Origin of the sequence: Mesorhizobium sp. YIM 152430, assembly GCF_029210365.1 — a bacterium.
Taxonomy (GTDB): Bacteria; Pseudomonadota; Alphaproteobacteria; order Rhizobiales; family Rhizobiaceae; genus Aliihoeflea.
This window is the reverse complement of the sequence record NZ_JARGES010000043.1, coordinates 342,950-363,784: the sequence shown is the minus strand read 5'-3', so window position 1 is coordinate 363,784 and position 20,835 is coordinate 342,950. Positions and strand designations below refer to the sequence as shown.

The window sequence follows — 20,835 nt, the reverse complement described above, 5'->3', positions numbered from 1 at the left end:
AACCCTCTTCCGTAGTCGACCAAGCGGGCCAGACCAACCCGTCTCGCCATACCGTACAATCCGCCCGAGGCAAACGGGCCGCGCCTCACCTATCGAGGCGTCCGCATCAAACGATTGGGGATTGACACGTCAGTTCTTGTTCTCTATTTGTTCCCTATCTAAGGAGACCGGTCCCATGGGCCTTTCGCGCACCGCCACCTATCACCGCCTGATAATACGCAGCTGACGAGCTGCAGGCGCGATTTGCCTTGCTCATTTTCCTGTCGGGCGCAATGCCCACGCAAGGACCGTTTCCATGAAAAAGCCTAGAAATGCCATCGCGAGGCTGGCTGCCTCGCTGCCGACAGCTATTGCTTATTGCGCGGTAACTCGCGCGTTACGGCATCAGCACCGGTTCAATCAACTTCCTTCCGGGCTCGTCGTCCTCAAACTACCTCCGGATGCGAGCGTCAGTCACTATCAGGCCGCAGCCAAAGCTTACATCAACGTTCCCCAGACTTCCCGACGCCGAATCGATCCCTTCGTGGTCCTTATCGGATCCAAGAAGGACGACGGCTGGCCGAAGGATATCGCGGATTGGCTTGGCCACGCCCTGAAGGTGGTGGTCCTGTGCAATGGTGACAACATTGTTCCTTTCGCTGTCGCCCTCGCAGCAGACGCGGTCGTCGATGTCGAGCCCGCCACCTCTCGCGACGTCATCAGCGCATGGAGGATGGGGTCGCGCGGACCGATCTCCTCGGAGGACGCCGAGCTCCTGCTGAAGATTCCGTTCCCCATTCTAGACGCTGCCGCGCGCAACGGCCGATCAGCGGCGGAGATCGTCTCGCGCGTCACCGAGGCGGGCGAAGGCCTGGCCGAGGGTAAAGAAGGTACTTTGAAGGCAACAAGCGGGCCGCTGCTGGACGATTTGGTGGGCATGGGCGAAGCCGAAGAGTGGGGTCGGGAATTGGCACGGGACCTGGCCGACTGGAAGCAAGGCCGCATCTCATGGTCGGACGTCGACCGCGGGATTCTCCTGTCCGGGCCCCCCGGCTGCGGGAAGACCATGTTCGCCAAAGCTCTGGCCAACACTTGCGGGGTTGAACTCATTTCCGGGTCCTTGGCGCGGTGGCAGGCCGCCGGTTATTTGAACGCCCTCCTCAAATCCATGCGCGAAGCCTTCGCCACGGCAAAGGAGAAAGCGCCGTCGATTCTTTTCATCGATGAGATTGACGCATTTGGCGATCGAGCGAAATTCAACGGCCACAACGAGCAATATTGCACGGAGGTCGTCGCGGGACTGCTCGAATGCTTGGACGGGGTGGACAGCCGCGAGGGCGTGATCGTCGTCGGTGCGGCCAATCATCCGGATAGACTCGACGCCGCGATCACCAGATCGGGCCGTCTAGACCGGCACGTGCGGGTCTCGCTTCCGGACCGGAAAGCCCGCGCCGAAATCCTGCATCGACTTTTCGGAGACCAGATCGACCGTCCCGATCTGGAGTCCATCGCCGCGCGGTTGCCGAACCGCTCCGGCGCGGACCTGGAGCGTCTGGCGCGCGAGGGCATCAGAAGGGCACGGCGACAGTCGCGATCCCCCACTATTGCCGATCTGGAGGCCTCACTCCCCGAAAGGATCGCCATGCCCAGAGAGTACCGCTGGCGTATCGCGGTGCACGAGGCCGGCCACGCCGTCGTCGGCCTCCAAACAGGCTACGGCACCATCCGCCAGGTTCGAATTCCGGAGTGGTTCGAAGCGGATGTGGAGGCGCAGGTGGATGGCGCTGTCGAATTTGAGATCGTTCGAACCGAATGTAGAACTCTGACCAGGATCGAGCACGAAGCCACCACGTTAATGGCGGGCGCGGCGGCCGAGAGGATGATGTTCGGACACCATTCGGCCGGAATCGGCGGGAAGGCGGGTTCCGACCTCCACCGCGCCACCGCCTTGGCGACGGCCGCTTACCGGTCGTGGGGCTTGGGCGATCGGCTCACCTTCATGGAAGAAACCACGGCGAGCACGGCCGGACTGGCATTCGATCCCTCTGCCCACAGATGGGTTTCCGAGCTGCTTGCTTCCTGCTTCGAAAGGGCATGCCGCCTTGTGCTTGAGCGGCGCAGCGCCATTGAATCCCTTTCCGAAAAACTGCTTCTGGAAGGGACTGTGTCTGGGGAGGATGTCTCGGCGGTCTTACTTGCTGCCGATGCCGACGTGGACCGGCGCAACTCGAGACGGGGCGCGAAGCGTTCGGCGAGGGCGGCGGTATAGACGCACGGTGGTATCCCTTTCATGGGTGAACGATAAGCCCGTTGGAACGCACGAGGCGAGCACGATCGACCATGTCGTGAACGACTTTGGTGATGACAGCGCGCAACTGGGCGCTCGTCGATTTGAACCGAGATGCCGTGCCAACGTGGACACTATTTCGCCCTCCGCAGCGCCGAGGTTCTCCGTTGCGACGCGCTCGATCCCGACCTCCAGCTCTGACGGGGGCAAATTCTCAGGCTTCCGCAATCCCGGTGACGACACGCCGCTGCGGTCACGGACCTGCGGTTGCGAGTCCGCGATCGACAGGAACTTGCCGTGGCGGACGATGCCCCTGTGGGCCACGGCGCGGTCGACAGCCTGCTCGACGGCCGCCTGTATGCGGCCACCGGCGCGTTGCAGCCCATAGGCATCGCGTATAGCGGTCCGCTTCGGTTCGCCGCCGGACAGGCGGCTCCGAATTGAAGGGCAGCAGATGCACATGCTCGCGCCAAATTCGACGCCGCACAGGCGGCTTTGACATCTTAGGCGGAATGCGCCCGATAATGCCAGCTATCGGGTCGGCACCATTTCTGTGGGGATCGTTACCCAGCAAAATCCCTCCCTCCTTCCATCCCAATGCCGCCTAGTGCACTTTGTGCCTCGGATTTTGGGAGTATCCATGAGCAGATTCGCATTCATAGCGACAGCGGGGCTTCTAGCCCTCACACCTGCCGCCTTCGGCGAGAGTCTTCCTCGTTATGACGTGGAAACGGAGTGCAAGAAGATCGCTTCGTTCGGCGGCACTTTCTCGAACATGACCTATGTCGGCTGTTTGGACTTGGAGCAGTCCAGCTACGATGGCCTCAAGCGGCGTTGGCCAAGCGTGCCGCATGAGATGAAAGCAGAGTGCAGAACGATCGCCGAATTCGGCGGCGGATCGTATCTTACGCTTAGCGGCTGCCTCGACATGGAAGAGGCGGCGGCACGGGACGCCTCCTCGAAATCCTTCCAGTACTGACGGGGTAATCACTTATGAAACTGCTAGTAGCGATTTTTGCTGCCACCGCCATCTCTACGGCCGCTTCGGCCGCTGATGATGAACTGTACTACGGTTCGCGTGCCGGAATGACGGTTACCGTCGTGTCGAAGGAAGGCATCGGGACCTCTCGGGCCGTGGTCCACGTGGAGCACAGACCGGCAAACGCGAAACAGTTCTGCACCCAATACCTGAACGACAATTCAATGGCCTGTGTCCGAAGGACGATGGCCGAGGTCCAGGTGGGAGATCGGTTATGGGGCAATTGCGACGAAGGCACGTGGACGTCGCTGGGCGGCGGTCGCTTCGTTCTACTGGGAGCTGAGGAAGATCCGAATTCCATGGCTGACTACAGGGTCAGGAATATCGAGACCGGCGAGTTGCTCGACGGGTCCAGTGCCTCCGGCTATCACGTGGCTCTCAGCAGTTTCCAGGTCCTGTGTCCGGGCGTGGCCGACTGAATGCTGAAGAAGTTCCTTTGTGCAGCCGTTATAACCTGGTCGATGACGTTGCCAGGCGCGGCCGCGACGGTAACCTATCTCGGGCAACAGCAGGATAGTTTCGAGACGGCCCATGTCTTCCGCCTCGAAGGCGAGATCACGACAGGCGATGTCGAGAGGCTTGCGAAGGCGGTCGACCGCGATGGTGGCGGAGCCAGGGTCTTGCTCGAACTCGAAGGTCCCGGCGGCGACTATCTGACCGGGCTGTCACTGGCTTTGGAGCTGCGCCAGAGAGGGATCAAGACGGTTGTCAGGACAGGCGACGCTTGTTTCTCCGCTTGCGCCATCGCGTTCATGGGCGGCTCCGCAGAACTCAGGGATCCATTGTTGTCAGCGGAGGATGACATCCCGAGACAGGCACCGGACCGCCAGCTAGAACGGGGTGCGCTGGTCGGCTTCCATGCCCCCTACCTGGATGTTTCGTCATCGACATATACGGCTGCGAACGTACAGGACGCTTATCGGGACGCTGTTGACGGAATATCGCTGCTCATAAGGCTGGCCGGCCATCTCTACATAGACCCCTTGGAATTGCCGCGGCTGCTCGAGCCTGACCGCGATTCCGCTTTCATGACGGACACGGTCGACGCAGTGCGCGCGCTGTGGATCGAGTATCCCGACCCGGATCACCTCAGGGTCGGCATGATCGGCACCTTCACCCGGACCATGGTGACGAGTGCCTGTGTGAACCGGTGGTATCATCGACAGCGACGCAGTGCCTTGTCCGGATACGGTTCAGCGCACCGGGTCGCGATGGAGTTCGACGAAGGCAGCGCTCTTCTCGACAATGGCGAGCAAGGCTTGTCTTTCGGCGTCAGGAGAGTCGTTTCCGGCACCAATGCCACTTGGCTGGCTTACATGCCCATCTCCATGACCGAAGACGGCCGGAACTTCGTCTGGTGCGTGTTCGATCCGAGTCCCGGGTCCCTCCCCAGCGTGTTCTATCGGCCGGCAGGAACCATCGAGGAGCTATTCGAGCCGCTCGAGGTCGGCGAAGGCTTGTGGGGGCTTCGGCTAGTCGGCGACATCATCAATCCTGCGGCAGGCACCGAAGGCTACCAGTTTACCCTGCTCCAGACGATCGACATGGTGCCTGCCCACACCAGCCTGGACGACGTAGCGACAAGGATTCATTTTTACCAGAGGACCGAAATGGATCTCGCAAAGCTCGCCCGATAAGTCGCTCGGCAGCATCCTCATTGACAGATAAGACGGCTTATCGACTAGCCCGTCATCATCTCCTAGGCTTAAGTTCGAGGTATCCCCCACCTTCAAGGATCCTGGCGAGCTGGCTGGATGGTGAAGGGGCGCATCTTCTCCAGGAGGCCCAGGGCATCGCCGGACTTGAGGTCGGGCAAGGAGTGGACTTCGACGAAGTGATGGAAAAGGCCACCCAGATCGTTCGCCTGCGAGAATGAGCCAGTCGTGGCGATCCGAGGGCCGCGCTCGAGTTGTTGGATTCAGCGCCAGACCTCCCGCCCGACGCCGGAGACGAGATGCCTGAAGAGGATGGGTAGAAAACTCCAAAGCGTTAGGTGTCGCAGGAGCGAAGGCGTCCGCGCGCAGGTGTCCCACATTTTCGTTATGGGACTGGAACTTCGATGAGCTTGAACCAGTCTGCAACTATTTGCCGATTTACTCTCTCGACGCCGCCAAGGAGGCATCGTGAGCAAGACACGCATTGTCAAAATTCTCGGCTTCAAGCGCAAGAAGCGAAAGCCAGGTCGACCCGTTCTGGTCGCAATGGCTCTCCTCGCCGCGGCTTCGGTGGGCTACCATGGTCCCGACCTGCTACGGAATTCCGTTCCTGACCTGATACCCTCGATCGTGCCTGCTCGATCGACAAAGATCGTCGCGAGTTCGTCTTTCAGCAGTCAAACCCTTTCGGGCCGCGCTTCGGTAATCGATGGCGACACCATCGAGATCCGGGGAGAGCGTATCCGGCTCGACGGGATCGACGCTCCGGAATCGTCCCAGACCTGTAACGACGCACACGGCGTGTCCTATCGGTGCGGCGCTCAAGCCGCCGAGGCGTTGGCCGAGATGTTGGCGGCTTCGTCACCGACCAGCTGCGATTACGTGGACCGGGACCAATACGGCCGCTATGTCGGGAATTGCTATCTGGCCGACGGGAACAGCGTGCAGGCCGCGATGGTCAGAAGCGGCTGGGCCATGGACTGGCCGCGTTACAGCGGCGGTGAGTACGCATCGGAACAGCAGACAGCGCGCGGTGAGCGGATCGGGATTTGGACAGGATCCGTGAAGCCCCCTTGGGAATGGCGCGCCGACCGACGACGGGCGAAGCCGCCTACCCGGACGGCTCCGCTCGTGGGGGCTGCGTCGCCCTCGGGCGGATGCGAGATCAAGGGTAACGTCGCCTCCCACGGCGAACGCATCTATCACGTTCCGGGACAACAACATTACGAGAAGACGCAGATCAACACGGCCAAGGGGGAGCGGTGGTTCTGCTCGGAAGCCGAGGCGCGCGACGCGGGATGGCGCGCCGCGCGCCGTTGAGCCTCGAGGAAACGTCATGCTATACGGCTCGATCGAACACGCCCACGCCGAGCCGTTTGCGGAGGCCATAGCGCGCAATGCGGCGTTCCGCGCCTGGGTGTTGCGGCAAACGAAATTCAAACAATTCGCGGACGGCGCGCGCCTACTCGACGAAGAGATGAAGGCGAAACGCAGCCGCTTCTCGACCACCTGGTGGCGTTCCCACTACACGGAAGCATGCCGGTGCGAAGGATGCAGCGGGCAGGAGACCGACCTGCTCGCAGTCTTCGAAGCGCAGGCCGGCTTACGGTTCGCCCTGCACGTCGAGGTCAAGCAGCCAAGGGACAGGTTCCCTGCTCACAAGAACCAGGCGGGCAGCTATGCGAGTCGGGCGGCCTGTTGGACGACTTCACCGCCCAAGTCGGTGATCCGCCATTCCAACGCGGCCACCTTATTCCTTTGCAGCCGGACGAAGCTGGCCAAATACAAGCCCCACCTGTCGCGGTTCGGCAGCGTCATCACATTTGAGGATGTAGCCGGATGGAACGGTCTGTCGGGTTTGTCCGACACCGATCAGTCCGCTCCGAAACGATATCGGCAAGGTATAGCCCGACAGTGATGGACGGCGAGGGCTCTTTCAAGCTTGGGCCGAGCCGCTGGGTCAAAAGCGCGTTCTTGACGGTTGAAAGTCATGCCCGCATTCAACGAATGGTCAGCCGATCCGTACATCCTGGTGCTCACCGGGCTTGGGTTCTTGATCGCGCTTGTAGCGTGGCTGCCTTTGGCCCTCAAACGCGCGCCGCTATCGCTGCCTATCGTATGCGTTGCCCTAGGAGCCGCCTTGTTCTCGGTGCCGCGGATTTCTGACGAACCTTTGCCATTGGCATACCCGGAATTTGCCGAGCGCTTTACCGAACTGGTCGTCATCGTCGCGCTCATGGGAGCGGGCCTGAAGCTTGACCGTCCCTTCAGCTGGGTACGGTGGACCGTGACGTGGCGCTTGCTTGCGATCACCATGCCGCTCAGCATTTTCGGAATAGTGCTCTTGGGCGTATGGGCACTCGGGCTCCCGTGGGCGATAGCCCTGCTTCTCGCAGCAAGCCTCGCTCCGACCGATCCGGTCCTTGCCGCGGACGTGCAGGTCGGGCCCCCGAAGTCGGGTGAAGAGGACGAGGTCCGTTTCGGTCTGACGTCCGAGGCCGGCTTGAACGACGGGTTTGCGTTCCCCTTCGTGAACCTCGCGATCGCGCTCGGACTGTCGGCGGCCACCGGAGATCCCTGGGTGACCGACTGGGTCTTTCACAGCGTGATTTGGGAGATCGGTGCCGGGATTGCCGGCGGCTGGCTGGTCGGCCGCGCGTTCGGCTGGCTCACCTTCCACGTGCCCGCCGACACGAAGCTGGCTAAGACGGGCGACGGCCTGATCGCCTTGGCCGCCACATTCGTGTCCTACGGCCTGACAGAATTGGTCAAGTGCTACGGGTTTCTTGCCGTCTTCGTCACCGCGCTCACTCTCCGCCACGCGCACCGCGAGCATGAATTCCATCGTCAGATGCATGACGTGACAGAGCAAGTAGAGCGGCTGCTGATGATGATCCTGCTGGTCCTTTTCGGTGGGGCATTGGTCAGTGGGCTCCTGGCACCCTTGCGGACCATGGACATTCTCGCGGCGGTCGCAATCCTCCTAGTCATCCGACCCGCAACTGGCCTCTTCGGATTGGCGGGATCGAACGCGACATGGAGCGAGCGGCTTCCACTCGCCTTCTTTGGGATACGCGGTGTGGGATCGTTTTACTATCTTGCCTACGGTCTCAACCACCTGTCGATTCAAGAAGGCGACCGCCTTTGGGCGATCGTCGGCGTGGTCGTGTCGTTCTCGATCATCTTGCACGGCACGACGGTCACCCCGGCAATGCGGTGGCTCGACCAAAGGCAAGGGCGTGATCCCGATGCCGACCAAGTGCCGCCGCCGGGGCTTCAAGGTCCGTCGCCGCCTTGAAAAGGGGGTGGTCGATGCCGGCGCTGTCGAACGAAGCCGCCAGAGGACATGAAGCACCTAGAGCGTCCGAGCCCGCCGCAAAGATCAAACGGCGCAAAGCCCATGCGCGCGAGGACGTCCGGAGACCGGACATGATCGATCAAAATGACCGGACACGGTAGTATCCCGCCTTCCGCAGCTTCCCTCGATCGGACAATCTTGTAACGGTCCGCTTTGCCGGGCACGACATGACGTCCATCGTCCAGAAGCTGTGGACAAGATTCGAGCCGATTCGCCGGGCATCGACAACGTGAATCCGCCGGTTTACGAATGGTCAAGACACGGAGCAATCATGTCCAGACCCGACGACAAAATCCTTGAAATCCGACGCCGTGCCGCGGCGTTGTCCGAGGGGTTGGCAAGGGAGCTTCGCGAAATCGATGCCGAGGCGGCCGACAAGAGGTTGGCCGCGCTGTCCCGTTATCTCGCCGATCGCGATGCCCTTAACGCGCGTTTGGCACGGGCCGCGCTCGAGGAAGAGGCTTTCGCTCCGATTCTTCCGGTCGCCCCGCGCCCAAAGCATCTCCCAGCCGCCGGAGGGAACGGCATCGAGGAACCGTCAAGGGCCGCCGTCGCCTCAAGCGAGCGGCAGGGCGCGGGACAGGAACCCGCTTGGCGGATCATTCTCTTGGCGTTGGCCGAGTCCGACGGTCCTTTGCCCTCGGGCGATATCACGGACCTGGTCATGGGAAGAGGCTGGACCAGATCGGCCGCAGACAAGGCGAAAACGCGTCTACAGTCGAGCGGGCTGATCGCCCGCAGCGGCCACGACTTGAGCATCACCGAACAAGGGAGGACGAGACTTGAAACCGACTAGAGCCGGATAAAAAGTGGGAGTGGAATCGGGTGCAACCGACGCCACTCCCGGTACGGACGTTTACTGGTGTAAACCGCGGTTAGCCACCCCGGAATATGGGTTCGATTCCCGTCGTCCGCCTAGCAACCGAACCTTGATGCAATAGAGCCGGTCACCGGATGCGCGTCAAGGCTCGACCAGACTTATCCCCATCGCGGCTGCCGCGGCGGAGAGCGCACGAGCATAGTCCGCGGCCGGGATCGCCGGTCGAGCGGACGGTTAAACCCGCTGGAAGGATCATCGGGCCACTGGAAATCAACGCTCGGGACGGAGGCGTCTTTGGACAGCCCCGCTTGACAGCCGATCGTCGGACATGTACGAAGCATGCTTGTCCTTGTCCTTGCAAGGTTGCGCAGCATGACCGTATCAAAGCTGATATGTCCGAGCCGATAGGCTCAGCAAGCGCGTAGATTCGCCGATCGCCTGTCTTCGGCAATCTCCAAGACATAGTCGCGTCATGATCGCCTAGCACGTTTCGGTGCGCGTTTCCGGACGGCATCGGTCCCGTAGCTAGAGGACAGCGCTGCTTGTCGTCTTGGCGAGACGGCCGCTCGTCTACCGCTCCCACCTCAATTCCCAAACGCGAGTTCGTCCCGTGTCCGCTCGTGCGGTCGCGCCGGCCGAACTGCGGGACATCAATACCTCTCACCACGGCCGTAGCGCCGGGGAACGACGGAGTTCACTCAAATGGGAACCAAAGACGACTTTTCCGATGACGAAACCAGCTCGCAGCCGACCCGTACGGCCGGGCGCACGAAGCCGATGCCGCCGCATGCCTTAGAGGTCGGCAACGGCGGGAGCCAGCTCTCAACGGGAGATACTGGCAACCGAGAAACAGAACCAAGCTATGTGCCGGAAAGTCACGGCGATCCGGCAGCGGTCGCAAGCCATCCCGCATCCGCGGATGGCCATAACTTCTTCCGCGCGCCGGTCGAGGAGGAGCGACGGACCGCCCGTCGTGGCCGACCCCTGGCTTCGCTTGCCGGTCGGCCCGTGGCGATGCGGTCGAGGGGATCGTTCCGCGGAACGATCATCAATCCTCGAGACGACCGCGAGATGCATTACGAAAGCTCACTCGAGCGCAACGCCGCGTTCATCCTCCTGGCCGACCCGCGCGTCGCGCGGCTCTGCGAACAAGTAGGTCCCGTCGCTTTCAAAGCCTCCGACGACGTCGAAAGGAATCACTTTTTCGATTTCGTGGCGACCCTCCGCGACGGTACCGAGCACGCCATCTCCGTGAAGTATGAAGCGGATGTAGAAAAGAGCGGGATCCGCGGCACCCTGGACAGCATTCGTAGGTCAGGCTCCGTCAAATCAAACGTCCTGCTGCGTACCGATCGGCACATTACACGCGATCGGGCCGTGAACGCGCGCTTGATCCTGCATGCCAACCGCGTCGCGGATGCCCGGGAGGTCACGGTGCTGCGAAGCTTCCTGGCGAGGCTCCACGGCGTCGCGCCCCTGTCGCACATCCTACGGGCTGCCGGCCTGGACAGCCCGGAGGGGTTTTACGCCGCGGTCCGTCTCTTCGGACTGGGTCTCATCCGATGCGTGGACGGCGGGACTTTCAACCACGACTCCCGGATCTGCAACAGCAACCTGCAAGCCAAGTAAGGAGGGCGGACATGTCACATCATCACTCTAACGTCATGCGGATGCATTTCGGGATCCACGATAAAATCGTGATCGACGGCGTGGAATACACTTCCTTCTCGTCCGATCCCGACCGCCACGTCTTGCGCCGCGTAGCGACGCCGGACCTGTGCGAAGAGTTCAGCCACGAACAGCTTAGCGGCCTGTGGGACCGTCGGGCGATCAAGCGGTGTCCCGACTTTTTCGCGCCTGTCAAGGTCGATGGCCGGGGGCCGGACAAGGCCGGTCTCTCCGGCCTTTCCCACGCTGAACGGGAAAAAATCTTCTGGAAGCAGGACTGGTGCGACCGGTTTCGGCAAATGGAAGCCCGGGAAGAATGCGGCCGGTCGGAAAGCTCCGCGAAGGAAGCTATCGAGCGGATCGCGCCTTTCATCACCGCAGCGGACCTGGGACGACGATCCGCCAAGGGGCGCTGCGGCAGCAAAGTGGCCATGCGTCTTCCCCCCGCGCCTTCGACCGCGCTGCGATGGCTCCGCAAATACGAGGCCGCCAACCTGGACCCGATCGTGTTGCGAGACCGCTGGGGACGCAGCGGCAATCGTACGGAGCGTTTCGATCCCGAAGTCAGGGCCGTGCTCGCCCGCGTTGCCGCCGGCTACGGCGACGGGAAGAGGCCGACCTACAAGATGCTCCATGACGTGCTTCGCTCCGAGATCGACGCATTGAACGCCAAGCGGGCCGACCGTGGAGAGGAATACGTCGGGGTGCCGGGCAAGACCGCGCTCAGGAATGAAGTCAAGAAGCTCAATGCCTTCCAAGTCGCGGCCAGCCGCAACGGACTGGCTGCGGCGCGCGACAAGTTCGACCCGGTCAGGCTTGGCGTCGCCGTCACGCGGCCGCTGGAGCGCGTGGAGATGGACGAGTGGAACGTGCAGCTTCACACTGTCCTCATGCGGTCCGACTTATGGGCGAAACTGACACCGCAGCAAAAGGCGAAAGTGAAGCGGTCCCGAGTCTGGGTGTCGCTGATGATCGACTCCGCAACCCGATGCGTTCTGGCCGTCCACCTTATCAAGAAATCCCCGACGGCCGAGGACGCGCTGGCGACGATGCGGATGGCTTTGCTGGACAAGCGGGATATCGCCGCAGCGGCCGATTGCCTTTCGGACTGGCCGATGACGGGCTTGTGGGACACGGTCGTCATGGATACGGGGCCAGCGTACATCGCGGAGGACACCCGCGCCGCCATCTGTGACTTACGGGCGGAAGCGATGTTCCCGCCGGCCGGCCTGCCCCAGATGCGTGGCCGCATCGAGAGGGTCTTCTCGACGATCCACACGCAGTTCGTGTCGACGTTCCACGGACGGACTTTCAAGGATGTCGTCGATAAGGGCGACTACGACGCGGAGGCGCATGCCGTAGTCGATCCGGAGGAGCTCTACCGGCTGTTGGTGCGCTATGTCGTCGACGTCTACCACCATACGCCGCATGAGGGATTGATCGGGGAAACCCCCTACGCATGTTGGAAGCGGTTGGTGCGTCGCTACGGCGTGTCCCTCGTGGACGACGACACCGTCGGACCGATTTTCGGAACCAAGGTGGAACGTGCGCTTCGGCGCGAGGGGGTCGAGGTCTTCGGCATCATGTACGCCCACGAAGATCTCCATGTACTTCACAAGCGGCGCGGCGCGCTCGACGTCGTCGTAAGCGTCGACCAGACGGACATCGGCCGGGTTTTCGTCCTGGTCGATGACGCATGGATGACCGTACCCGCCAAGCGACGGGATCTCGACGGCGTCAGCCTCGACGGCTGGTTGAACCGTCGAAATGCCGACCGCGAGAGGTTCGCCGCCGAAGCGAAGGCGGCGGAGCCGATCGCCGATCAGGCGCGGGCCGAGTTCCGCGCGTTTGCCGACGGAGCCGAAAAGCGTGCCGCGCTCAAGCCGCTTGTTTACGGAAGCGACAAAATCCGCGCGTTGGCTGCGGTGGGCTCGAAGTTCGCCAGCAGCGCTGCGTCCGAAACCGACGAAGACATGTTCGATGAAGTCTACGGCATCGACGACGATGTTCTCGCCGAAACGGACGGCGGCGTGTCCAAGGAAGTAGAAACAAAGTCGCGTGCGGAAAAGGCCGTCGACGCAGACGATTTCTTTATGGAGGACTAAGGATGGAAACGACGATTGAAGCAGGAAGCCCGCGCGACTTCCAACCCGTGGCGACTGCCTTGTTCAAGGCCTATTTGGGAAGCGAGCGTGACCTCGTCCTTGCCGACGCGTTAGACGAATTGATCGATAACGCCGACCACGGCCGCAAGTCGGACGGGGTTCGCGTGGGGCGGCTCGCGGAAGGCAAGATGCTCGTGCTGGTCGGTCTGTCCGGTGCGGGAAAGACACGCGCCCTGGAGCGCGTGTTCGCGGCGCAGGCCGAACTGAAGGACTGGGACGTTCTCGACGCTGACAGCCCGCTGGTATCCACCAAGGCACCGTCACCCTGCACGTTGAAGCAACTCGGCATCGATCTGCTCGGAAAGCTGGGGTATCCCCTCAAGAGGGATCTCAAGGAACACGTCGTGTGGAACCTTGTCCGTGAACGACTTCAGCTCAGGCAGGTTCGCTACCTTCACATCGACGAGCTGCAGCACGTCATCACGAACGCCACCACAAAGGAAGCGCAAAAGATTCGGAACACGATGAAGGGCCTTGTGCAACGGCCCGAATGGCCCATCTCGCTGATCCTGTCCGGCACTCCGGAGATCGCGGCTTTCCTAGAAGAGGACACCCAGACCAAAAGGCGTTGCCTGGTGGTGCGTTTCGATTCGCTGGACGTCGAGGCCGACGCGGAATGGTTCGGCGTGCGTTTGAAGCGACTGGTCGAACAAAAGGCCGGACTTGACGTCGGCGGCGATGCCGGCACCTTCGCGGCACGAGTGATCCACGCCGCCGAACGGCAATACGGCACCGCCATCGAGTTCGTTCAGGACGCGGCGTTGGCAGCGCTCCGCGAAGGAAGCCGCGCGTTGGAGATCCGGCATTTCGCTCGGGTCTACAAGCTCCGGACGGGCTGCGCCGACGACATGAACGTGTTCACGTCGAGAGATTGGCGCGACATCCGCGTCGGCACTGCGCTCCAGCATGCGCTCTCCTCGTCCCCGAGCACGTTGGTTCAGAAGAAACCACGACTGGAGCGGCGCAAGTGACCCAACGTCTGCCCAAGTCCCTTACCGTGGCGCTCAATGACGACGAGACGACGATGAGCTTCGTCTCTCGGGTCGCCTGGTTCAACAGGCGTCCTCCGGGTACTTTCTGCCACGACATCGGGGTCGACCCAAACGATCTTGGTGTTGGTGAGAAAGCGGCCGTCGAACGGCTCGCGTACGTGACTTGGGCAGACCCCGCCGAACTCGAGCGCCGGTTGTTCGTGAGGGTCGAGAGAAACCGCTACCGCATCAACGGAGAGGTCGTGGCCGTACAAGGTCTCGATTTCGACGCGCTCCGCGTCTGTCCCTCTTGCTTGGCGGAGGATCGGGATCGCGGGACCGCACCGGAAGCGCTACGTCCCTACCGTCGGGTTTCTTGGGTCTTTACCGCGTATCGGTCCTGTCCCCGGCATGATGTGGGTCTACTCCTGTTTCCGGAAGGCTCCGGCCTCGACTTCGCGGGTTCCATCCAGCGGAGACTGAGTTGCCTTGCCAAAAGCCCCATCGTCGAGGCCGGGGCAAAGGGTTTCGAATCGTATGTCGACTCCCGTCTGTGGGGCAGCGGCAGGACAGGCCACTGGCTCGATTTTTTCCGGATCGACGCGGCGGGACGCGTCTGCGAGATGGTGGGCGCGTGCGACTTGTACCCCGGTACGCACGTTTCGGCTTTGGATACCGGGGAAGTCGAGCGCGCGGCGCGGCACGGATACAACGCCTCATGTCTGGGCGATGAAGGCGTCAAAGCGTTGCTGGGAAAAGTGCAGCGTCGGCTTTCCGTGCCGCCGGTAAAGCCGTCGGAAGCGTGGCCGGCACTCCACCGTTATCTGTGCAAGTCATCGGACGCCGGGTACGACATCCTTCGTGATCTGGTTTTCGACCAGTCCGTTGCGACGATGCCGTTGGGGCCCGGCAACACCTGCATCGGCAAACCCGTAGAGAGACGTTTGATCCACTCGGTGCGTTCGGCGGCCAGGCAAATCCGAACACACCCGACGCGCTTGCGTAGATTGCTGGAGAAAGCAGGGTTCGTAGATGCCTCGTCGTCCGCCTTGCATAACGATCGGGTGTTCTTTGAAGCTGCACGCGCGCAGGACTTCTTGGAGCTTGCGCGGGATGCGATGCCTTGGCAAGCCGCGGCGCGGTACATGAACCTGAACGTCGACTGCCGCTGGTTTGGCAAGGAGTTCGTAAAGCCTCTGGTGGAAACCGGAGATGGCCGGCTGACACAACACACGTTCCCGAAGAGCCGCCTGGACGCGTTTCTGCGCGGATTGATTTGCAACGGCCGGATGCTTACCGCGGCGGATCAGCAATTCCAAAGCATCGCCGACGCGACCCGGACTGCGGGATGTGGGGCTCCTGACATCGTGAGGATGCTTCTGGACAACCAGCTGCAAAATGCCCGCATCGATCCCGACAAACGCGGGTTCCAGTCGGTTCTGGTCGATCCTGCCGAAGTTCGAACCGTCGTCACTAGGCGTTTCCAAGGCATGACGATAACCCAGGCCGAGGGCATGATCAGAACATCGAGCAAGGTGGTTCGAGCGCTCGTGGACGAGGGACTGATCGAAACTTTCGTTTGTCGGAACCCCGTGCAGGGCAGGCGTCGGATTGCCCTCAAGCCGGCAAGCGTCGAGAGATTCGCCGACCGCTACGTGAGCCTCGCCACCTTATCAAAGGACACTGGCATCCACCACGTGGCTCTGAAGGGGAAGCTCGACAAGCTGGGCGTGAAGCAGGCATTCCGGAAGGATCTGCTCCATGCCCGATTCTACGAGCGAAAACAGGTGCGACACCTCATCTAGAGAATTCTGCGATACAATGGGAAGCCCGGCCTAGCCGGGCTTTTTTGTTTGCACTTCCGAAACCGCCGGCGGGCCCGATTTGAGGCATATTGATGGAGATAATGTAGACGCCCGGAATCAGATTATGAAAATTCGGCAAGCGATTACAGAGTGTTACGAGTTCGTTGAGTCATCTTTTGGGGGCTCTGAGATGGCCGCCGATCGCACTCCCTTGCAACTGGAGCCGTCAGACCACGCGTTGATGGCATGGAACACCGCTTCACCCGCCAACAGCTATATGACCGCGTCTGGTCGAAGCCCAGGATCTGGTCCCTGCCGGCCTACTCGCCCGACCTCGACCCCATCGAACAAGCCTTCGCGAAGGTCAAGCACTGGAGGCGACAGGCCCAGAAGCGCACAATTGAGGAGACCTGGCGACACATCGGCCACCTCTTTGCGACAATCAGACCCGGCGAGTGCGAAAACGACTTCGCAAACGCCGGATACGCTTCCGACAAATCGTGAAAGACTCTAACCCGTCATTCGCGGTCGGCGGCGATGGAGTCGATCTCCGCCAGAAGATCGGCAATCGCAGAGGCTGGAGAACATGCGCCCGGCGTTTCCAGCGCAGCTTCCGCATCGGCGGCAATACGGCTCAGCCGATCGAAACCGAATGTGCCGCCGGCGCCGGCGAGCCCGTGCACAAGGCGCAGCAGTTCGGTTCGCGCCGCAATATCCCCATCAACCTGCCAGGCCGTCGCGGCCAAAGCAATCTGGCCCCGCTGCTCGGCGCACCGCTCGATAAATTTCTTGCGCAGCCTCGATAGGATTTCGATCGTTTCCAAGAGGTTCTCCAACGACCGACGCAACGATGCCAGCAGGAAGGCTTCAACCGTAGCGTCCGGCGTGCTGACGATCAACAAGGACAGCTATCCAAGGGCAAACCACCGCCAATCGCATCGACAGGTGCTGCTCAGCCGCAAAGAACCCGGATTTGAAGGCTTTTTCGTTGCCGAGCGTCCGAAGCGGTGCGGTATTGCCATGACACGGTCAGAAGGCGGGTTCCGTCAACGGTTTGCCGGCATCAAGCTCTCTTGGCGATTGGGAAGATGCGCTCGCAGGCCGTCCATCGCGACAGGAATTCGGCGGCAGGAACCGGGCGGCCGATATCGAAACCTTGGACCATGTCTATGCCAAGTTCACGAGCGAATGTCTTTTGTTCGTTCGTCTCAACTCCTTCGATCAATATGCTGTGCCCACGGTTCCTGATCAGCGATATGATGTCTTGCAGCATCATTTTGCCTTTCGGAGAACCGCAGTCGTGAAGGAACGAGCGATCGATCTTCACCAGATCGAATTCGATCAGACGAAGCCATGAAAGCCCCGCAAACCCCGTTCCAAAGTCGTCGAGCCATATCCGGATGCCCAATCGCCTCAGATCGGCGATGCAGCGGAGCACGTCCGAATGGATCTCCATCTCCAGGCCTTCTGTGATCTCGAATGCCAATCGACTGCCGGAAACACCCGTCTCGGCCAAAATGGCGGCAACGGAAGCAGCAAAGCCAGGCGCCTTGAGCTGGATAGGCGAGACGTTGACGCTGACGACGGCGAGATGATCATGCGCCAGCAACTCGGTGCAGACCGTCTTTATTGCCCAGCGACCAAGCTTCAAGATTGCACCTGTCTGTTCGGCGACAGGAATGAACACATTCGGCGGGATCGGCGTGCCGTCCAGCATTTTGAGGCGCATCAAGGCTTCGGCGGCTTCGATCCGACCGGAGGCGATGTTCTGGATGGGCTGGTAGACCAGGGAAACAAGGCTCTGTGAAATCGCGATCTTGAGCAGCGCCGCAATATTCTCGCGCTCGTCGCTGCTTTGAGGATCGCACGGGTCGAACAGCCAGACGCAATTTCGACCGCTTGCCTTTGCCAGATACAATGCGCGATCGGCCTCGTGGATGATCCTCTCCAGCTTGGCGCCGCTGTGTTCCCGCGTGACCCCGACGCCGACGCTTACGGTCACGACCGGGGTTCCGTCTTTTCGTTGGTCGTGGGGGAGTGCAAGACCTTCTACCGTGGCACGGATAGCGTCTGCCAGAGCCATGGTCTGCTCGTCGTCTGGCAAGCGCGACAGGACGATGAACTCCTCTCCACCGTAGCGTCCGATCGAGCCATTGTGCTGCTTGACCAGATCGGCAAGGGCGCTGGCGACGATGACCAGGCATCGATCGCCGTCCTGATGCCCGTAGAAATCGTTGAAGCCCTTGAAGAAATCCACATCAATGAGCATCGCTGCGAAACGATGGCCTGAATTGTGCCAATCGTTCCAGTATTGCCGCAGCTTTTCGTCAATCGCTCGCCGATTCTCGAGGCCGGTCAGCGGATCGGTTCTCGACAGTCTCAGCAATGCGTGCCCGCGTTCGGTAGCTTCCTTGTGCTGCGTCGCGGCCTCAAGCGCATTCAGAAAGACGTTGTAGCGTTCCTTGTTGAGCTTCCAGTTCACGTATGATGTGAACGCAAAGCAGGAAACGTAGAAATTTGCAAACACAAGTTTGTACGTATCGGGCGAAGGGAAATAATAATTTACAATAAAAAGTACGGACAATATAAAAGTTGACGTTACAATCGAGAATTTAATATCGAAAGTGAAAAATAGGTTTGCACTCATCATGAAGATCGTGCCGAAGACCATATAATATGATGCGCTCTCGGTATGCGCACTGGTCATCGTCGGCCACAACCATCCAAGATAGCCGAACACGATGGCGGCCGCGCATGTGACGTCTATCCATTTCGTTTCGGCTTGCAGGCGAAGCTGGATTTCGAGAACTGCAAGTGCGGCGACCCCGACGGCAAGGCGAGCCTGGATCGTCTGAAATGCGACGTCAGGGACCAGCAGCAGATCCGTGAAGGAGAAAAGCCAGTAGATCACGACGGCGATCCAAAGCCCCGGCCTTGCATCCCTCCGTCGGGTGGCCTGGGCGTCTTGGCGGAACAGATGGCGCAGTTCGGCGATGCTTCGCTCGATGCGCGCTCCGGACTGGTCCAGAACTTTCATGTTTGCCCATGACGAGGGCACGCCTTCAAGCGCCATTTTTAAGTTCCTTCCCGGAGGGCTCGCCAACTAGCAGACCGTTTCCATAACTGCTCCTGCAGCACCAGATCATTCAAACGCGACACGCCGCGCCGACTGCCACGATAGCGTGGCGTCAACTAATTTTCTTTAACCGCGGTCTAAAATTCGTCGCGTCAGGGTCGAAACGTCGCCATGCTTTACAGAGCCCTAGCGAAATCGCTCAATTGCAAGCGGCCCTTGGCAAGAGAGGTATTTTACGTAATATCGATTTAAATCGAAATGGGGAGTGTCGGGGTGAAAACTGTCTTGGATGGCGAAAGTCTGATTACCGCCGAATCGATCACCGCCAATCTCCGCCGAAGAAGGTCTGAGTATTCCGGCGATGCGTTCGAAATCGCCCGCGCCGAACTCGGGCTCATCTTGACCATGACACATCAGCAGATTGAACAAGCACGTGACCCGGCGGCGATCATCTCCCGGCTCATGTCGCGGCTCAATGAAATGCGATCCAAGGTTCATCCCGACATCTGGCACGCGCTGATACCGGTGGTTCACGATCACCCGATCATGGCCTATTTTCTCGAAGACCCCCTCACGCGCTGGTCGTTCGAAAAGCCGCGAGGCTATTCCGGTGACGCCCAGCTCCTGGACTACATCTATTGTGACCCGCACGTTGCCCAGGACGTCGTGAACGCGTCGGAACTCGGGAAGGCGCTTTACAGCCATACCCAGAACGTGCCGTCCTGCCTGGCAGCCCGTGAGCGGCGCGACCTCTTGACACGCTATGTCGACGAGATCGCGGACAAGAAGGGCTCTGAAACGGAGATTTTGGCGATCGCCGCCGGTCATCTGCGCGAGGCCAACAATTCGCTCGCCTTGCGGGATGGCCGCCTCAAGCGGTGGGTTGCCCTCGACCAGGATCCGCAGAGCGTCGGACTGATCTCGCGCGACTTCGCCGGCACCGCGGTCCAGGCCGTGGACGGATCGGTGCGAACCATGCTCACCAGAAGCGCCAAGCTTGGCGAGTTTGATTTCATCTATGCTTCGGGCCTCTACGACTATCTGGCTGATAACGTTGCCATCAAGCTCACGCGGACATGCCTGCGGATGTTGAAGCCGAAGGGCACCTTCCTCTTTGCAAATTATGCGGAGGGCAATCCTGACGCCGGATACAGGGAGACGTTCATGGACTGGGTGCTGCTTTTGCGCACCGAGGCCGACATGTGGAACATCGTCAATGCCAGCGTGGATCGCAACACCGTCGACGTGCAGGTGTTTTTCGGTGAAAATCGCAACGTTCTCTATGCCGCCATCGAAAAGAAGGAATAGCGGCCCGGCGTCCAAGGGGCGACCTTACCCGGACTGACAAGCGATTGACGCATCTGCCTTCGTCCGGATCTTGCGCGAGGCGCGGTTTGGCGAAGGCCAGTGCGAGCCAGTCCGCATGGGCTCGAGGTATCAGGCACCTTCTTGAAATCCCGCTTTGGCCGGAAGCGTCAATTGGGATGAATCAACTGTCGCGATCGGATCAAGCGGGCCGGTTCGGTTTGAACGGGCGGCGGAATTGTGCTGTGACGTTTGTTGGGCGATTCCGTGCGCGCAGTCGGCTTGAAGCCGGCTACCTGCCGCACCACATCTGCTCCAACGATGGTTCCAAGGAGACCCAAATGACCACGGTCAAGATCGACAAGAACAATTTTCAGGCAGACGTCCTTCAGGCCGCAGAGCCCGTGGTCGTGGATTTCTGGGCGGAATGGTGTGGCCCGTGCAAGATGATCGCGCCGGCGCTCGACGAGATCGCAAGCGAGATGGGCGGGAAGGTCAAGATTGCCAAGGTCAATATCGACGAGAACCCGGAACTCGCCGCCCAGTTCGGCGTGCGCTCGATTCCGACGCTGATGATCTTCAAGGGCGGCGAAGTGGCCGACATGAAGGTCGGCGCGGCGCCCAAGACTGCGCTGTCGTCCTGGATCAGCGGCAACGTCTGATCGATCCTGTCAGAAGTCCGAGCCCGGCCAATGTGCCGGGCTTTT

17 protein-coding genes and 1 pseudogene are annotated in these 20,835 nt (G+C 60.8%); 16 read left to right on the top strand and 2 right to left on the bottom strand.

Annotated elements, in window-relative coordinates:
• Positions 1-295: 295 nt before the first annotated feature.
• From PZ895_RS14015 to PZ895_RS13950, 14 genes and pseudogenes are all read left to right on the top strand, one after another.
• Positions 296-2,248: an AAA family ATPase gene (locus PZ895_RS14015; RefSeq protein ID WP_275839599.1), complete on the top strand. Its 1,953-nt coding sequence runs from the start codon at positions 296-298 to the stop codon at positions 2,246-2,248.
• A 315-nt stretch (positions 2,249-2,563) separates the two neighbouring features.
• Positions 2,564-2,710 (top strand): hypothetical protein, encoded by a 147-nt coding sequence (locus PZ895_RS14010; RefSeq protein WP_275839598.1) that lies wholly within the window; start codon positions 2,564-2,566, stop codon positions 2,708-2,710.
• 196 nt (positions 2,711-2,906) lie between these two features.
• Positions 2,907-3,245, top strand: a complete 339-nt coding sequence (locus tag PZ895_RS14005) for a hypothetical protein (RefSeq protein WP_275839597.1) — start codon at positions 2,907-2,909, stop codon at positions 3,243-3,245.
• 14 nt (positions 3,246-3,259) lie between these two features.
• Positions 3,260-3,724, top strand: coding sequence for a hypothetical protein (locus tag PZ895_RS14000; RefSeq protein WP_275839596.1), 465 nt, complete (start codon positions 3,260-3,262; stop codon positions 3,722-3,724).
• Positions 3,725-4,942 carry a hypothetical protein gene (locus tag PZ895_RS13995; RefSeq protein ID WP_275839595.1) on the top strand — a complete coding sequence of 406 codons (1,218 nt, stop codon included), beginning with the start codon at positions 3,725-3,727 and terminating at the stop codon, positions 4,940-4,942.
• 486 nt (positions 4,943-5,428) lie between these two features.
• Positions 5,429-6,280, top strand: a complete 852-nt coding sequence (locus PZ895_RS13990; RefSeq protein WP_275839594.1) for a thermonuclease family protein — start codon at positions 5,429-5,431, stop codon at positions 6,278-6,280.
• Positions 6,281-6,296: 16 nt separating this feature from the next.
• Positions 6,297-6,878: a hypothetical protein gene (locus PZ895_RS13985; RefSeq protein ID WP_275839593.1), complete on the top strand. Its 582-nt coding sequence runs from the start codon at positions 6,297-6,299 to the stop codon at positions 6,876-6,878.
• A 72-nt stretch (positions 6,879-6,950) separates the two neighbouring features.
• A complete protein-coding gene (locus PZ895_RS13980; protein ID WP_275839592.1) occupies positions 6,951-8,258 on the top strand; it encodes a cation:proton antiporter in 1,308 nt (435 codons plus the stop codon).
• A 331-nt stretch (positions 8,259-8,589) separates the two neighbouring features.
• A complete protein-coding gene (locus tag PZ895_RS13975; protein WP_275839591.1) occupies positions 8,590-9,114 on the top strand; it encodes a hypothetical protein in 525 nt (174 codons plus the stop codon).
• 726 nt (positions 9,115-9,840) lie between these two features.
• A complete protein-coding gene (locus PZ895_RS13970; RefSeq protein ID WP_275839590.1) occupies positions 9,841-10,767 on the top strand; it encodes a hypothetical protein in 927 nt (308 codons plus the stop codon).
• A gap of 11 nt (positions 10,768-10,778) precedes the next feature.
• A complete protein-coding gene (locus PZ895_RS13965) occupies positions 10,779-12,911 on the top strand; it encodes a Mu transposase C-terminal domain-containing protein (RefSeq protein WP_275839589.1) in 2,133 nt (710 codons plus the stop codon).
• A 2-nt stretch (positions 12,912-12,913) separates the two neighbouring features.
• Positions 12,914-13,942: an ATP-binding protein gene (locus tag PZ895_RS13960; protein ID WP_275839588.1), complete on the top strand. Its 1,029-nt coding sequence runs from the start codon at positions 12,914-12,916 to the stop codon at positions 13,940-13,942.
• Complete coding sequence (locus tag PZ895_RS13955) at positions 13,939-15,747, top strand: TniQ family protein (RefSeq protein ID WP_275839587.1); 1,809 nt, start codon at positions 13,939-13,941, stop codon at positions 15,745-15,747. The genes PZ895_RS13960 and PZ895_RS13955 overlap by 4 nt, the downstream gene beginning before the upstream one ends.
• A gap of 300 nt (positions 15,748-16,047) precedes the next feature.
• A pseudogene (locus PZ895_RS13950) lies at positions 16,048-16,251 on the top strand (IS630 family transposase); the annotation flags it as partial.
• Positions 16,252-16,265: 14 nt separating this feature from the next.
• Here PZ895_RS13950 and PZ895_RS13945 read toward each other — a convergent pair.
• Entirely contained in the window at positions 16,266-16,649 is a 384-nt protein-coding gene (locus PZ895_RS13945) for an Hpt domain-containing protein (RefSeq protein WP_275839586.1), read from the bottom strand.
• Between the two features lie 161 nt (positions 16,650-16,810).
• Positions 16,811-18,784, bottom strand: a complete 1,974-nt coding sequence (locus tag PZ895_RS13940; RefSeq protein ID WP_275839810.1) for a GGDEF and EAL domain-containing protein — start codon at positions 18,782-18,784, stop codon at positions 16,811-16,813.
• Positions 18,785-19,081: 297 nt separating this feature from the next.
• Here PZ895_RS13940 and PZ895_RS13935 point away from each other — a divergent pair, with 297 nt between their 5' ends.
• Complete coding sequence (locus tag PZ895_RS13935) at positions 19,082-20,131, top strand: class I SAM-dependent methyltransferase (RefSeq protein WP_275839585.1); 1,050 nt, start codon at positions 19,082-19,084, stop codon at positions 20,129-20,131.
• Positions 20,132-20,469: 338 nt separating this feature from the next.
• Entirely contained in the window at positions 20,470-20,790 is a 321-nt protein-coding gene (gene trxA / locus PZ895_RS13930; protein ID WP_275839584.1) for a thioredoxin, read from the top strand.
• The last annotated feature ends 45 nt before the right edge of the window (positions 20,791-20,835 follow it).